The organism is Kitasatospora sp. NPDC003701, from assembly GCF_053587085.1.
In genome coordinates, this window is sequence record NZ_JBSFNM010000073.1 from 1 (window position 1) to 15,265 (window position 15,265).

The 15,265-nt window shown below is 72.6% G+C and carries 12 protein-coding genes and 1 pseudogene; 5 read left to right on the forward strand and 8 right to left on the reverse strand.

Features of this window, described 5'->3' with window-relative positions:
• A pseudogene (locus ACWDRR_RS38765) lies at window positions 1-406 on the reverse strand (proteasome ATPase); the annotation flags it as partial.
• Window positions 407-691: 285 nt separating this feature from the next.
• On the opposite strand from ACWDRR_RS38765, the gene ACWDRR_RS38770 reads away from it, so the two are divergent.
• Window positions 692-994: a ferredoxin gene (locus tag ACWDRR_RS38770; RefSeq protein WP_360626963.1), complete on the forward strand. Its 303-nt coding sequence runs from the start codon at window positions 692-694 to the stop codon at window positions 992-994.
• A 134-nt stretch (window positions 995-1,128) separates the two neighbouring features.
• Here ACWDRR_RS38770 and ACWDRR_RS38775 read toward each other — a convergent pair whose 3' ends face one another.
• From ACWDRR_RS38775 to ACWDRR_RS38785, 3 genes are all read right to left on the reverse strand, one after another.
• The gene (locus tag ACWDRR_RS38775; RefSeq protein ID WP_449776993.1) at window positions 1,129-1,734 is read right to left on the reverse strand and encodes a hypothetical protein; all 606 of its coding nucleotides are present in this window, start codon (window positions 1,732-1,734) and stop codon (window positions 1,129-1,131) included.
• 141 nt (window positions 1,735-1,875) lie between these two features.
• The gene (locus ACWDRR_RS38780) at window positions 1,876-2,844 is read right to left on the reverse strand and encodes a tRNA (adenine-N1)-methyltransferase (protein ID WP_449776994.1); all 969 of its coding nucleotides are present in this window, start codon (window positions 2,842-2,844) and stop codon (window positions 1,876-1,878) included.
• A 45-nt stretch (window positions 2,845-2,889) separates the two neighbouring features.
• Window positions 2,890-4,110: a site-2 protease family protein gene (locus ACWDRR_RS38785; protein ID WP_449776995.1), complete on the reverse strand. Its 1,221-nt coding sequence runs from the start codon at window positions 4,108-4,110 to the stop codon at window positions 2,890-2,892.
• 165 nt (window positions 4,111-4,275) lie between these two features.
• Between ACWDRR_RS38785 and ACWDRR_RS38790 the strand changes: the two genes are divergently transcribed.
• Together ACWDRR_RS38790 and ACWDRR_RS38795 are read left to right on the forward strand one after the other, a co-directional pair.
• Complete coding sequence (locus ACWDRR_RS38790) at window positions 4,276-5,190, forward strand: RecB family exonuclease (protein ID WP_449776996.1); 915 nt, start codon at window positions 4,276-4,278, stop codon at window positions 5,188-5,190.
• Complete coding sequence (locus tag ACWDRR_RS38795; RefSeq protein WP_329486940.1) at window positions 5,191-5,862, forward strand: response regulator transcription factor; 672 nt, start codon at window positions 5,191-5,193, stop codon at window positions 5,860-5,862. It abuts the gene before it with no gap.
• Between the two features lie 102 nt (window positions 5,863-5,964).
• On the opposite strand, the gene ACWDRR_RS38800 is transcribed toward ACWDRR_RS38795, so the two are convergent.
• The 3 genes from ACWDRR_RS38800 to metH all read right to left on the reverse strand — a co-directional run bounded on the left by ACWDRR_RS38800 (window position 5,965) and on the right by metH (window position 12,288).
• On the reverse strand, window positions 5,965-7,578 hold the full coding sequence (locus ACWDRR_RS38800; protein ID WP_449776997.1) for an ABC transporter substrate-binding protein: 1,614 nt from the start codon (window positions 7,576-7,578) through the stop codon (window positions 5,965-5,967).
• 357 nt (window positions 7,579-7,935) lie between these two features.
• Window positions 7,936-8,640, reverse strand: a complete 705-nt coding sequence (locus ACWDRR_RS38805; protein WP_449776998.1) for an HAD family hydrolase — start codon at window positions 8,638-8,640, stop codon at window positions 7,936-7,938.
• A 144-nt stretch (window positions 8,641-8,784) separates the two neighbouring features.
• The gene (gene metH / locus ACWDRR_RS38810) at window positions 8,785-12,288 is read right to left on the reverse strand and encodes a methionine synthase (protein WP_449776999.1); all 3,504 of its coding nucleotides are present in this window, start codon (window positions 12,286-12,288) and stop codon (window positions 8,785-8,787) included.
• Window positions 12,289-12,431: 143 nt separating this feature from the next.
• Between metH and ACWDRR_RS38815 the strand changes: the two genes are divergently transcribed.
• On the forward strand, window positions 12,432-13,520 hold the full coding sequence (locus ACWDRR_RS38815; RefSeq protein WP_449777000.1) for a hypothetical protein: 1,089 nt from the start codon (window positions 12,432-12,434) through the stop codon (window positions 13,518-13,520).
• Window positions 13,521-13,615: 95 nt separating this feature from the next.
• On the opposite strand, the gene ACWDRR_RS38820 is transcribed toward ACWDRR_RS38815, so the two are convergent.
• The gene (locus tag ACWDRR_RS38820) at window positions 13,616-14,134 is read right to left on the reverse strand and encodes an SRPBCC family protein (protein ID WP_449777001.1); all 519 of its coding nucleotides are present in this window, start codon (window positions 14,132-14,134) and stop codon (window positions 13,616-13,618) included.
• Between the two features lie 160 nt (window positions 14,135-14,294).
• Here ACWDRR_RS38820 and ACWDRR_RS38825 point away from each other — a divergent pair, with 160 nt between their 5' ends.
• A complete protein-coding gene (locus ACWDRR_RS38825) occupies window positions 14,295-15,107 on the forward strand; it encodes an SGNH/GDSL hydrolase family protein (RefSeq protein WP_449777002.1) in 813 nt (270 codons plus the stop codon).
• The last annotated feature ends 158 nt before the right edge of the window (window positions 15,108-15,265 follow it).

The following is a 15,265-nucleotide window of genomic DNA, read 5'->3' on the forward strand; positions in this document are numbered from 1 at the left end:
GGCCGCGCCGCAGCTCGTCGAGGTCGACGTTGGGGCTGACGTTCACGCGGAGCTTGCGACCCCCGGTGAAGATGTCGGCGGTGCCGTCCTCGTTCTGGCTGAGGAAGGTGCCGAATCCGGCCGGGGGCTGTGCCAGCCGGTCCACTTCCTCCTTGAGGGCCACGATCTGGTCGCGGGCCTCTCGCAGGGTGGAGGCGAGCCGTTCGTTCTGGGCGGACACGCCGGCCAGGTTGGTCTGGAGCTCGACGATCCGCTCTTCGAGGATTCTCGAATTGCGCGGCGAGTCGGCGAGCTTGCGGCGCAGCACGGCGATTTCCTGCTCAAGGTACGAGACCTGAGCGGCCTCGTCGGAACCACGAGCGGGCCTGCCGGTGCTGCGGTTGTAGTCGTCATCGTGGGCTGCCACGGTCCTCACCTCCTCCGGGGAGCTGGACGCTTCCAGACCCTACCTGGGACCAGGGGTCCGTAAACCCCTAGATCAAGAAAGATGGAACGGGCGTGTCCGATCTTCGCCCTCGCGTGCTTCCCCTCTGCTAAGGAGATACCCAGCGCGCACCACCCAAAGCCGACCAGATGTATCGTCGAACGAGTCGATATCCGATCGCGACCGCGGGTCGCGGTCCGATCGTTGTACGAATGGCGGGATTGCCTCCCAATAAGGGGCGACCCGGGACAGAAACGGCAGGGGACCATGTCGGTGACCGAAGAGGCGACGACCGGCGAAGCGCTGGAGGTGTGGATCGACCAGGATCTGTGCACCGGCGACGGCATCTGTGCGCAGTACGCGCCCGAGGTCTTCGAGCTCGACATCGACGGCCTCGCCTATGTGAAGGGCTCGGACGACGAACTGCGCCAGCAGCCCGGCGAGACCGTACCGGTGCCGCTGACGCTGCTTCAGGACGTGGTGGACTCGGTGAAGGACTGCCCGGGCGACTGCATCCACGTGCGGCGCGTCTCCGACCGGGCCGAGGTCTACGGCCCGGACGCGGAGTAGCCCGCGGGTCCCGCCCCGAGCCGAAGGGCCGCGCCGATGCCGAAAGCGACGAGTGACAAGCGAGGCACGAGCGCCGGAGCGAGGAACGTCGGCACCGGGTCAAAGCGGCCCGGAGGCGAGCGGGCGAATAACAGTCAGACCTGCGCGAGTGGGGCGGCGGTCTGGGCACGGTCCCAGCCGCCGCCCTTGCGCGTCCAGGTGAGGTCCAGTGAGATGTCCGGGCTGAACCGCGGCACGTCGTCGCTGGAGTACCCCTGCGCGTGGCCGGTGATGACGCCGTCGCTGCGCAGGCCGAGCCGGCCGACGGTGAGGTTCTCGCGCTCGGAGAGCAGGGTGGCCACGACGGCGGGCCGGCCGTCGGCGCCGGGGGCGAGCAGGTAGACGGCGTCCGGCGGGGTGCCGTTCTCGGCCGCGCAGTGCGCGGCGGCGACGGTGCCGGGACGGCCGTCGCCGAGGTCGGCGGCGAAACTGACGGATATCTTGACCGGGAACGGGCCGCAGTCCAGCGGGAGTTCGGCCTTGGCCGGATCGGGCGCGGCCGCCGCCGGGAGGGCCTTCACGGTGGGGCGGGCGGGCTTCGGCGTTCCGGTGGCCGGGTCCGCGGCGAGCGCGGTGGCCACCACGGCGGCGCAGCCGCCGATCGCGAGGGCCCAGTGCCAGGGGGCCGATCGGGCGTGTCCGGGCCCGCTGCGGGCCTGCGGTGTCTGCTGCTCAACCGTCGCCGTGACCGCGGTCTCCACCAGGCGTCCCCTCCAGTGGGTCGGTGTGAGCGAGCATCGTCCCACACCGGGGTGGCCGGGAGGCGGCCCGGGTGCGCAGGTAGCACGAAGGGGTGGTACGCGGGCGTGAAACCCGCCGTACCACCCCTTGCGGACGTACGGTCAGCCGAGGTCCGACTGCTCCGGCTGCTCGGTCCCGCCGGCGCGGGCGGCGGCCCGGGCGGCGGCGCGCTCCTGCAGGCTCGGCTCGGCCGAGCCGTTGTCGTAGTCCTCGCCGTACGCGCCCTTGGCCGGGCGGCGGCGGCGCAGCGGCGGCTCGACGCCGTCGGCGAGGCGGCGGGAGGTGAGGAGGAAGCCGGTGTGCCCGATCATCCGGTGGTCCGGGCGGACGGCCAGGCCCTCCAGGTGCCAGGTGCGGACCATGGTCTCCCAGGCCTGCGGCTCGGTGAAGGTGCCGTGCTCGCGCAGCGCCTCGACGGTCTTCGACATCTGCGTGGTGGTGGCCACGTAGCAGCAGATGAGGCCGCCGGGGACGAGCGCCTTGGAGGCGACGTCCAGGCACTCCCAGGGGGCCAGCATGTCGAGGATGACGCGGTCGACGTCGGACTCGACCAGGTTGTCCTGGAGGTCGCCGACGGTGAGCTTCCACGCCGGGTGGGGGCCGCCGAAGTAGCGCTCGACGTTGCTCTGGGCGATGTCGGCGAAGTCCTGCCGGCGCTCGTAGGAGGCCAGCATGCCGGTGTCGCCGACGGCGCGCAGCAGGTAGGTGGAGAGCGCGCCGGAGCCGACGCCGGCCTCGACCACGCGGGCGCCGGCGAAGATGTCGGCCATCGCCAGGATCTGCCCCGCGTCCTTGGGGTAGATCACGGCGGCGCCGCGCGGCATGGACAGGACGTAGTCGGGGAGCAGGGGGCGCAGCGCGAGGTACGGGACGTTCCCCGTGGTGCGCACGACCGTGCCCTCGGGGGCGCCGATCAGCTCGTCGTGCGGGAACGCACCCTTGTGGGTGTGGAACTGGTTCCCGGCCTGGAGCGTGAACGTGTAGTGGCGGCCCTTCGGGTCGGTCAGCTGGACCTGGTCCCCGACCTGGAAGGGCCCGCGTCGGCGGGTGGCACCGGTCGGTTCGGACATGCGGACAATCCTAAGGGAAGCGGGCGCTCCGGCCGACCACGATGATCACCGGCCGGCGATGGCGGTGGTCAACCGCTGCTCGATGTCGCTGAGCGTGGCGACGCCGTAGACCCGGCCGTCGGGCTCCACCACCAGGTACTCGCTGGCCGGGTTGGCCCGGATGGCGCGCAGCAGGTCCTCGCCAGCGAGTTCGGCGGACAGCCGCAGGCCCGGTTCGAGGTCGCGGGCCAGCGCGCCGACGGCGACCCAGGGGCGCCGGTGCTCGGGGACCTCGCGGACCTGGGCCTCGCGGACCAGGGCGATCGGGTCGCCGCGGCCGTCGATCACCACGAGGGCGCCGGCCTGCTCCTCGCGGACGCGGCGCAGCGCCTCGCCGAGCGGGGTGTCGGAGGTGACCTCGACGACCCGGCGGACGAGGTCGCGCAGCCGCAGGTCGGGCAGGACCTCCTTGAGCCGGGCCTGCTGGACCCCGGCGCCGGCGCCGTTCCAGATGATCACGGCGAGGACGGCGGCCAGCACGGCGTCGACCAGGGTGTCGGTGGTGGTGCGCTCGACGCCGCGGGCGGCGCCGAGCAGCGGCAGGCCGATCAGGACGGCGATCGCCAGCACGCGGCCGGCCCAGGCGGCGGCGACGGTGCCGGTCATCGGCCGGCCGGTGACGGCCCAGACGACGGCGCGCAGCATCCGCCCGCCGTCCAGCGGGAGGCCGGGCAGCAGGTTGAAGGCGGCGACGACGAGGTTGGAGACCATCAGGCCGGTGAGCAGCACTCCCGGGACGCTGGAGAGCTCGACGGCCTGGACGGCGAGGTAGAAGACGCCGCCGAGCACCAGCGAGAGCAGCGGGCCGACGAAGGCCAGCCAGAACTCCCGCCAGGGGCTCTCGGCCTCCCGCTCGATCTCGGAGACGCCGCCGAGGAACTGCAGCCGGATGCGGCGGACCCCGAGCCGGTAGCGGAGCGCGACCACGGTGTGGGCGAGTTCGTGGATCAGGACGGAGCCGTAGAAGGCCACCGCGAAGAAGAACGCGACCAGGTAGCGGGTGGCGCCGAGCCCGGGCAGCACGTGCTCCAGCTGCCCGCCGAAGACCCAGGTGATCAGCGCGGCGATCACGAACCAGGAGGGGGTGACGTAGACCGGCACGCCGAAGGGCCGGCCCATCAGGATGCCGCTGTGCCGCTCCGGCTCCTCGGGCGGGCGGGGGCCGGGCCGGGAGCCGCCGTCCTGCGGTGGCTGCTCGGAGGTCTGTCGACCTCTGCTGTCGCTCACCGTGATCCCTTCGGTCGGTTCCCCGTCGTGCGGCCGTGCGCCCACGCTACGTGATCAGGGCCGCGTACCGTCGCGCGCCCCTCTCGCAGGCTTCATACCCACTGGGAGCGCGGTGTGGCAGCACCGTGGCAGCGGGATGACAGCTCGGGGCAATAGGGTCGGGGTATGCAGCAGACCGACACCAGCAGCGCCGTCGCGGCCCCGGCGCGTCCACCGGCGCCGCCGACCGGCCTGTCCCCGTCCCGCGCGGGGGACTTCCTGACCTGCCCGCTGCTGTACCGGCTGCGGGTGATCGACAAGCTGCCGGAGCCGCCGAGCGCGGCGGCGACCAGGGGCACGCTGGTGCACGCGGTGCTGGAGCGGCTGTTCGACAGCCCGGCGGTCGAGCGGACGCCGGAGCGGGCGCTGGGTCTGCTGCGCCCGCAGTGGGAGCGGCTGCTGGGCGAGCGCCCGGAGCTGGTCTCGCTGTTCCCGGAGGACCCGGACGGCGCGGCGCTGACCCGCTGGCTGGCGGACGCCGAGAAGCTCGTCGAGCGCTGGTTCCGGCTGGAGGACCCGACCCGGCTGCACCCGGTGGAGCGGGAGCTGTACGTGGAGACGGCCCTGGAGTCGGGGCTGCTGCTGCGCGGCTACATCGACCGGGTCGACGTCGCGCCCACCGGCGAGGTGCGGCTGGTGGACTACAAGACCGGCCGGGCGCCCTCGCGGGACTTCGAGGGCAAGGCGATGTTCCAGATGAAGTTCTACGCGCTGGTGGTGTGGCGGTGGAAGGGCGTGATCCCCAAGCGGCTGCAGCTGGTCTACCTCGGCGGGGGCGGGGACGTGGTCAGCTACGACCCGGACGAGGCGGACCTGCTCGCGGTGGAGCGCAAACTGCAGGCGCTCTGGGAGCGGATCTCCGAGGCGGTGGCCACCGGCGACTTCCCCGCGACCCGCAACCGGCTCTGCGACTGGTGCGACCACCAGGCCAGCTGCCCGGAGTTCGGCGGCACTCCCCCGCCGTACCCGCTGCCGGTGCCGCCGGCCCGTACGTCTGACGAGGACGATCCCACGGGGGATCCGATGAGCAAGGAGTCCTAGGTGACGATCCGAGTGCTGCTGGTCGACGACCAGCCGCTGCTTCGCACCGGTTTCCGGATGATCCTGGAGGCCGAGGCCGACCTGGTGGTGGTCGGTGAGGCCGGCGACGGCCAGCAGGCGCTGGACCAGGTCCGGGCCCTGCAGCCCGACGTGGTGCTGATGGACATCCGGATGCCCCGGATGGACGGCGTGGAGGCGACCCGCCGGATCGCCGGCCCGGGTCGGGACGGCCCGGCGAAGGTCCTGGTGCTGACCACCTTCGACCTGGACGAGTACGTGGTGGAGGCGCTGCGCGCGGGTGCCAGCGGCTTCCTGCTGAAGGACGTGCCGGCCGAGGAGCTGGTGCAGGCGATCCGGGTGGTCGCGGACGGCGCGGCGATGCTGGCGCCGAGCATCACCCGGCGGCTGCTGGACATGTACGCCACCAAGCTGCCCTCGGGCGAGGAGGCGCCGCCGCAGGCGCTGAACGCGCTGACCGAGCGTGAGCTGGAGGTGCTGAAGCTGGTGGCGCGCGGCCTGTCCAACGCGGAGATCGCGGCGGAGCTGTTCGTCAGCGAGACCACGGTGAAGACGCACGTCGGCCATGTGCTGACCAAGCTTCAGCTGCGGGACCGGGTCCAGGCGGCGGTGTACGCGTACGAGAGCGGTCTGGTGCGCCCCGGCGCGCTCTGAGCCCGGCCGGTCCGGTACCGGACCGGAATGTGACGGTGGCCCGTCCGCTCCCCTTGCACCCTGGGGGGAGTGGACGGGCCACCGTGCTGAGGGTCGCCCGGGTTACTTGCCGAGCCGGCCGATCTCCCAGAAGCGGAAGAAGCCCGTGGTGTCGACGGTCGACTCCACACCGGTGATGTTCGAACGCGAGGCGAAGAAGGCCTTGTTCTGGAACAGCGGGATCAGCGGCGCGTTCTCGGCGACGATGCCCTGGATCTGCGTGTAGCTGGCGGCGGCGGCCGCGCGGTCGGCCTGCTTGAGGCTCTCGGGCACCAGCTTCTGGCTGATCCGCGGGTCGTCCCAACCGTGGTGGTAGGCCCCGCCGTCGACGATCAGCGGCGCGACGTAGTTGTCCGCGTCCGGGTAGTCGGCGAACCAGCCGATGGTGTAGGCCTGGTACTTGCCCTCGACCCAGCCCTTCTTGTAGACGTCCCAGTCCGCCTCGTGCTGGACGGTCACCTGGAACACGCCGCCGGCCTCCAGCTGCTTCTTCAGCGCGTCGGCCTCGGCGCCCTCGGCGCGCGAGCGCGACCAGGTGAGGTTCAGCTTGACCGGCATCTGGACCTTGGCCGCGGTCAGGATCGCCTTGGCCTTGTTGACGTCCTGGTCGCCGTACTTGTCGAAGAAGGCGGTGTTGTGGCCGGCGACACCGGCCGGGACCATCGAGTAGAGCGGCTGGACGGTGCGCGCGAAGACGTCGCGGGCGAGCGACTTGCGGTCGATCAGCTGGGCCGCCGCCTGCCGGACGGCGACGTTGCCGCCGGTCGCGTCCTTGGTGTTGAAGACCAGGTAGCGGGTGTCGTTGCTGTCGCCCTCGACGACCTGGAGGTCGCTCTTGCCGCCCTGCTGGTCGGCCAGGACCTGGGCCGCGGTGTTGGGCTCCAGGCTGTTGTCGGCCAGGTCGATGTCGCCCTTGTCGAGCGCGGCCTTCAGCTCGGCCGGCTTGTCGAAGTACCGGAGGGTGAACTTCTTGTTCCGGAGCTTGGCGTCGCCGGTGTACTTGTCGTTGGGGGACAGCACGACCTTGCCGGGGACCTTGGCGCCGCCCTCGACGGCCGTGGTCTCGATCGAGTCGATCTTGTACGGGCCGGAGCCGACCAGCTTGTCGTTGGACAGCAGCTTGTCGGCCGGGAAGACCTCCTGGTCGACGATGGCGCCGGCCGGGCCGGCGAGCTTCGCCGGGAGCGTCGCGTCGGGCGCGGAGAGGTGGAAGAGCACCTCGGTGTCGCCCTTGGCCTCGACCGACTTGATCGACTCCAGCAGGCCCGACGGGCCGCTCTGGTCGGCGATCTTCTTCGTCCGCTCGATGGAGTAGACGACGTCGGCGGCGGTGAGCGCGTGGCCGTTGGAGAACTTCAGGCCGCCCTTGAGCGTGCAGTGGTACTGGGTGGCCTCGCCCGCGGTGAACTCGCAGGACTGCGCGGCGTCCGGGCCGGGGGTGCTGGAGGCGGCCGGGTAGGACAGCAGCGACTGGAAGGTGTTGCGCAGCAGCAGCCAGGAGCCGGCGTCGTACGCGCCGGCCGGGTCCAGCACGTTGGTGACCGAGGTGGTGCCCATCGTGATCGCCTTGTCGCCGTCCCCCTTGACGGCGTCGGTGACCGAGCCGCAGCCGGCCACCGAGACGGCCACCAGGCCGGCGCAGCCGAGCACTGCCAGTCGTTCAGCTGAAGTCTTCACGGGTCGCGTCCTTCGGGTGCGGTCCGGCCGGGGGGCCGGCGGCCCGCGCTCGGTTAATCCTCCGGGGTCGTGGAGGTCGCGCACGGACCGGGCGCCGTGCGACCGCGGGCAGGACGGGGTTGCCCGTCAGCGGCGATGGCAGGGCTCGGGGGTGGGGAACGAACTGGAGTAGCGTGCCATATCGAACACACCCCACCGATACGTGTACAGGTGACAGTTGGGACACGAGGGGACGGTGTGGGCGCGGCCGTCCCACGAGTTGTCAGGCAATGCCCGATTTCTCCCCGGGGACGCGCCGTGAGCGGACGACACCGACCACGTACCGGTCGGTAAGAGGTCTCCGCAATGAGACGACAATCACACTCGCGAGGCGACCAGCGAGCGGAGCAGTTCAAGATCGACGTGCTCCAGCGAGGGCAGCACCAGCCGCCCGGGGGCGGGCTCGATCGGCGCCACCGACGGCACCGCGATCACCGGGCAGCCGGCCGCCTCGGCCGCGCGGACGCCGGTCGGCGCGTCCTCCACCACCACGCAGCGGCCCGGCTCCGCGCCCAGCCGGCGCGCCGCCTCCAGGTACGGGTCCGGATGCGGCTTGGTCCGCGGCACCTCGTCCCCCGCGATGGTGAAGGCGAAGTGGTGGGCGCCCAGCGACTGCAGCACGATGTCGATGACGTGCCGGTGCGAGGCGGACACCAGCGCGGCCGGGACGCCGTGCGCGGCAAGGGTGTTGAGGAGCCGCTCGGCGCCCGGCATGAGCGGCACGCCGCCGCCCAGGAGGTCCACGAAGCGCTGGTTGATCAGGACGGTCAGGTCGGCCGGCGAGATGTCCACCCCGGTGGCGGCCAGCAGGTAGTCGATCACCCGGCTCATCGGGCCGCCGACCACGTGGGCGCGGTCGTTCTCGTCCAGCGTGTAGCCCAGCTCGGCGAAGAGCGAGGCCTCGGACTTCCACCAGAAGTCCTCGGTGTCCACCAGGGTCCCGTCCATGTCCAGCAGCACCGCCTGCAGGCCCCGGCCGTCGCCGTGGTCGAGGGTACGGGTGGCGGTGGAGATGGTCGTCATGGCGGGGTCCTTCCGTCCGTGCCCCGGGGCGCTGCCCCTGGGGATGGCACGGGCCGGCCCGCTGGTGAGCGGACCGGCCCGTTCAGGATGATCCAGGATACGCCCCGCCCTGCGGAAAGGAGCGAACGGTGCGCGACGCGGGGGTTACCGCGCGTTGAAGTACTTGGCCTCCGGGTGGTGGATCACGATCGCGTCCGTGGACTGCTCGGGGTGCAGCTGGAACTCCTCCGACAGCACCACGCCGATCCGCTCGGGCCGCAGCAGCTCGGCGATCTTGGCGCGGTCCTCCAGCTCCGGGCAGGCCCCGTAGCCGAGCGAGAAGCGGGCGCCCCGGTACTTGAGCGCGAACATGTCCTTGACGTCCTGCGGGTCCTCGCCGGAGAAGCCCAGCTCGAAGCGGACCCGGGCGTGCCAGAACTCGGCCAGTGCCTCGGCCAGCTGCACCGAGAGGCCGTGCAGCTCCAGGTAGTCGCGGTAGGAGTTGTTGGCGAACAGCTCGTTGGCGGCCTCGGAGACCCGGTTGCCCATGGTCACCACCTGCAGGCCGAGCACGTCCCGCTCGCCCGACTCCTCCGGGCGGAAGAAGTCCGCCAGGCAGAGCCGCCGGCCGCGCCGCTGGCGCGGGAAGGTGAAGCGGGTGTGCTCGGAGCCGTCCTCGTTGTAGACGATCAGGTCGTCGCCCTTGGAGTTGGCCGGGAAGTAGCCGTAGATCACGGCCGGCTCCAGCCAGCCCTCGGTCTGCAGCCGGTCCAGCCACATCCGCAGCCGCGGCCGGCCCTCGGTCTCCACCAGCTCCTCGTACGAGGGGCCCTCCCCGGTGCGCGCGGCCTTCAGGCCCCACTGCCCCTTGAACAGCGCGTCCTCGTCCAGCCAGGAGGCGTAGTCGGCGAACGGGATGCCCTTGACGATCCGGTCGCCCCAGAACGGCGGGGCGGGCACGGTGTTGTCCACCGCGACGTCCGAGCGGATCTGGCCGAGGTTGACCTCGTCCGGCTCCTCGACCTCCACCCGGGCGTGCCGGCGCTGCTTGAGCTCCGGCAGGGTCGCGCCGGGCACGCCGCGCTTGACCGCGATCAGCGCGTCCATCAGCCGCAGGCCCTCGAAGGCGTCCCGGGCGTAGCGGACCTCGCCCTCGTAGATCTCGTGCAGGTCCTGCTCGACGTAGGCGCGGGTGAGCGCGGCGCCGCCGAGGATCACCGGGTAGTCGGCCGCCAGCTTGCGCTGGTTCAGCTCCTGCAGGTTCTCCTTCATGATCACGGTGGACTTCACCAGCAGGCCGGACATCCCGATGACGTCCGCCCGGTGCTCCTGGGCGGCGTCCAGGATCGCCGAGACCGGCTGCTTGATGCCCAGGTTGACCACGTTGTAGCCGTTGTTGGACAGGATGATGTCGACCAGGTTCTTGCCGATGTCGTGGACGTCGCCCTTGACGGTGGCCAGCACGATGGTGCCCTTGCCCTCGTCGTCGGACTTCTCCATGTGCGGCTCCAGGTGAGCGACCGCGGTCTTCATCACCTCGGCGGACTGCAGCACGAACGGCAGCTGCATCTGGCCGGAGCCGAACAGCTCGCCGACCACCTTCATCCCGGCCAGCAGCGTGCTGTTGACGATCTCCAGCGCCGGACGCTCCGTCAGCGCCTCGTCCAGGTCGGCCTCCAGGCCGTTGCGCTCGCCGTCGATGATCCGGCGCTGCAGGCGCTCCTCCAGCGGCAGCGCCGCCAGCTCCTCCGCCTTCGACGCCTTCATCGAGGTCGAGGAGACGCCCTCGAAGAGCTGGAGCAGCTTCTGCAGCGGGTCGTAGCCTTCGCTGCGGCGGTCGTAGACCAGGTCGAGGGCGACCTCGCGCTGCTCCTCGGGGATCCGGGCCATCGGCAGGATCTTGGAGGCGTGCACGATCGCCGAGTCCAGGCCCGCCTCGACGCACTCGTTCAGGAAGACCGAGTTGATCACCATCCGGGCGGCCGGGCTCAGCCCGAAGGAGATGTTGGACAGGCCCAGGGTGGTCTGCACGTCCGGGTGGCGGCGCTTGAGCTCGCGGATCGCCTCGATGGTCTCGATGCCGTCCCGGCGGGACTCCTCCTGGCCGGTGCCCAGGGTGAAGGCCAGGCAGTCGACCAGGATCGAGCCCTCGTCGATGCCGTACTCGGTGGTGAGCTGGGCGATCAGCCGCTCGGCGATGGCGACCTTGGTCTCGGCGGTGCGGGCCTGGCCCTCCTCGTCGATGGTGAGGGCGATCAGGCCGGCCCCGTGCTCGCGGGCCAGCGAGGCGATCCGGCCGAACCGGGTGTCCGGGCCGTCGCCGTCCTCGTAGTTGACCGAGTTGAGCAGCGCGCGGCCGCCGAGCGCCTCCAGGCCGGCCCGCAGCACGTCCGGCTCGGTGGAGTCCAGCACGATCGGCAGGGTGGAGGCGGTGGCCAGCCGGCCGGCGATCTCCTTCATGTCGGCGACGCCGTCCCGGCCGACGTAGTCCACGCAGAGGTCCAGCAGGTGGGAGCCGTCCCGGATCTGCTCACGGGCGATCTCCACGCAGGCCTGCCAGTCGCCGGCCAGCATCGAGTCGCGGAACTTCTTCGAGCCGTTGGCGTTGGTGCGCTCGCCGATCGCCAGGTAGGAGGTGTCCTGGCGGAACGGCACCGCCTGGTACAGCGAGGCCGCCGAGGGCTCCGGGCGCGGGTCGCGGGCGGTGACCGGACGGCCCTGGACGCGCTCGACCACCTGGCGCAGGTGCTCGGGCGTGGTGCCGCAGCAGCCGCCGACCAGCGAGAGGCCGTACTCGCGGGTGAAGGTGTCGTGCGCCTCGGCCAGCTCCTCCGGGGACAGCGGGTAGTGGGCGCCGTCCTTGCCCAGCACCGGCAGGCCCGCGTTCGGCATGCAGGAGAGGCCGATCTTCGCGTTCTTGGCCAGGTAGCGCAGGTGCTCGCTCATCTCGGCCGGGCCGGTGGCGCAGTTCAGGCCGATGTAGTCGACGCCCAGCGGCTCCAGCGCGGTCAGCGCCGCGCCGATCTCCGAGCCGAGCAGCATGGTGCCGGTGGTCTCGACCGTCACCTGGACGAGGACCGGGAGGTCCAGCCCGGCCTCGGCGAGCGCCCGCTTGGAGCCCAGGATCGCGGCCTTGGTCTGCAGCAGGTCCTGGCTGGTCTCGACCAGCAGCGCGTCGGCGCCGCCGGCGATCAGGCCGGCCGCGTTCAGCTGGAAGCCGTCGCGCAGCACCTCGTACGGGGCGTGGCCGAGGGTGGGCAGCTTGGTGCCGGGGCCGATCGAGCCGAGCACCCAGCGGGTCCGGCCGTCGGTGAAGGAGTCGGCGGCCTCGCGGGCGATCCGGGCACCGGCCTCGGACAGCTCGAAGATCCGGTCGGGGATGTCGTACTCGCCGAGCGCCGAGAAGTTGGCGCCGAAGGTGTTGGTCTCCACGCAGTCCACGCCCACCGCGAAGTACGCGTCGTGGACGGAGCGGACGATGTCGGGCCGGGTGACGTTGAGGACCTCGTTGCAGCCTTCCAGGTTCTGGAAGTCCTCCAGGCTCGGGTCCTGGGCCTGGAGCATGGTTCCCATCGCGCCGTCGGCCACCACCACCCTGGTGGCGAGCGACTCACGCAAAGCGTTCGCGCGGCTCTGCTGAGTGATGGACGGGTCGGCTGCAGTGGCCATGGGGCTTCTCCCTGGGTGCGACGGCTGTCGGCTTTGCGCGCCCGCTGAATCGGGCACGCACGTGGCCAGGGTATCCGGCCGGTGGCGTGCGCCGGTGGAGCATTTCGTATCCTGAGCACTCGGCCGCGAGGGGGAGCGACTGCATGGCGGGGATCGGCGCACGGATACGACTGCTCGGACGGGCCCTGGCGGCACCGCCACGGGCCCTGCGAACGCGCTGGCGGGGCTGGTCCCGATGGCGCCGCGCCCTTGTGGTGACGCTGGTCGCGGCGGCCGTGGCCGTGCTGCCGGTCGGCTCGGCGGCGCTCGCCCTGCGGCTGCAGTACGCCGGAGACCCCTCCCCCGAGGCCCGCACCCGCGGCAAGGACGCGGTCTGGCTGGGCCACGCCTGGGTGGACGGCCGGAAGAGTGACGCCGACGTCGCCGACCTCGCCCGGCGGCTCGCCGGGACGGGCGTGCGCGACCTGTACGTCCACACCGGTCCGCTGGAGCACGACGGCTCGCTGCCGCCGAGCGTCCACCCCCGGGCCCGGTGGTTCGTCGAGGCCGCGCACCGGGCCGTGCCCGGCATCCGGGTGCAGGGCTGGCTGGGCGACGAGGTCAAGCCCGAGAAGGACGCCCTGGACCTGGAGGACGCCGCCACCCGGGACCGGGTGACCGCCTCCGCCCGCCAGGTGCTGGACCTCGGCTTCGACGGGGTGCACTTCGACATGGAGCCGATCCGCCCCGGCTCCCGGGGCTGGCTCGCGCTGCTGGACCAGGTCCGCCCGGTCACCGCCGAGCGCGGCGCCCGGCTGTCGGTGGCCGCCCCGCAGATCGACCCGCTGCCCTTCCAGCACGACATCGCCATCGCGCTGACCGACCACGGCAAGTGGTGGGACCAGGCCTACTTCGCCCAGACCGCCCGCCGGGTCGACCAGATCGCGGTGATGACCTACGACTCCAGCATGCCGACCGAGTCGCTCTACGGCGGCTACAACGCCTACCAGACCGAGCTCGCCCTGGAGGCCACCCCGGAGGACGTGGACCTGCTGATGGGCCTGCCGTTCTACTGGGAGGACAAGTGGGGCCACTGGGGGCACGCCGAGACGGTGGACGCCGGCATCCGCGGCATCCGGCTCGGTCTCGGCCGCTACGACCTGGACCGGAAGAACTTCGGCGTCGGCCTGTACGTGGACTTCGCCGCCACCGAGCAGAACTGGGCCGACTACCGGAGCGGCTGGGTGCGCTGAGCCCCGGCGCCCGGCGGCGGCCGGACGGCTTCACGACGGGGCGCCCGGACGGCCGGACGGCCGCACGACGGGGCGCCCGGCCGCGGCGGGCCCGGCTACGCCATCCGGTGCGCGAGGGCGCCCAGGTAGCGCCGGACGGCGACGCTCTCGCCCAGCACGTAGTGCGAGACGGCGCGGTGGAACGGCCGGTACACCTCACCGCGCTCGGTGACCGTCAGCGAGCAGCCCCCGCCGGCCGGCGTCAGCACGAGCGTCCAGGTGCCGCCGTAGGGGAGGTCCGGGTCGGCGACGCCGGTCACCAGACGGTGCGGGGCCTCGCTCTCCACCACCTCGTAGGTGGTGTGGCCGTGCCGGCCGTACTCGCGCCAGCGGGCCCGGCCGCCGGCCCCGGCCGGCAGCCGCTCGACGTGGGACAGGCCCGGGCGCCACGCCGGATAGAGGTCGACGTCGGTCAGGACGTCCCACACCGCGCCCGGCGGCTGGGCCAGCTCCAGACCGCCCTCGCTCACGTGCTCCACCGGCAGGCGCCGGCCCGCCGCCAGCGCCGCCACCACCACCGCCGCGGCCCCGGCGGCCATCACCGCGCCGGCACCGATCCACCGCCGTCCGTCCATCCGCCCGGCTCCTCACACCCGCCGTCCGGCCCCTTCCTCCATCATCGCGCCGCCCCGCCGCACGGGCGCGGCACGACTCTGCGTCACCACTCCGATACGATCCGTGCCCGATGGGCCGAGGCGGACCGCGCCCGGCCGCCCGGACCTCCGGAGAACCGCCGTGCAGCGCCACCCCTTCCTGGCCGCCCTGGCCGCCGTCCCGCTCCTCCTCTGCGCCGCCCCCGCCGTCGCCGCGCCCGCCGACACCCCGCCCCGGTACGCCGCACTGGGCGACTCCTACGCCGCCGGGGTCGCGGCCGGCGCCTACGACCCGGCCGCCGGGGACTGCCACCGCAGCGCCAACGCCTACCCGGCGCTCTGGGCCGCCGACCACGGCGCCACCGGGTTCCTCGCCGCCGCGTGCAACGGGGCCACCACCGCGGACGTCCGGAGCGGGCAGCTGCCGCAGGTCGGCGCGGACACCACCGTGCTCACCCTGACCGTCGGCGGCAACGACCTCGGCTTCGCCGGGGCCGCCGTCGACTGCCTCCAGCCGCTGACCACCGAGGCCCGCTGCGCCGCCACGCTGGACGAGTCCGGCCGCCTGCTGCGCGAGGAGCTCCCCGGCCGGCTCTCCGCCCTCTACGACGCGGTACGCGCCGCCGCCCCCGCCGCCCGGGTGGTGGTCACCGGCTACCCGCACCTGCTGCGCACCGGCACCACCTGCCTGATCGGCACCGACGCGCGCCGCCAGCGGTTCAACACGCTCACCGACGAGCTGGACGAGCTGATCCGCCGGCAGGCCGACGCGCACGGATTCGCCTTCGCGGACGTCCGGACGGCGTTCGAGGGCCACGGGGTCTGCGCGGGTGCGGGACAGGAGTGGATCACCGGCATCACGCTCCCCCGGCTCTGGGAGTCCTTCCACCCCACCCCCGACGGACAGTCCCTCGGCTACCTGCCGGCCGTCACCGCGGCGACCGGGCCGCGCTGAACCGCCCCGGGCCCCGGCAGGCGCCCGGGGCCGTGCCGTCACCGTCCGGGGCGCCGCCCCGGACGGCCCGGAACCCGCCGCGGCGATAACCGCTGGATCCCGGCGTCCCGCTCCCCCAGACTGTCCCGGTGCCCGGCCGGGCGGCGCATCAAAGCCCG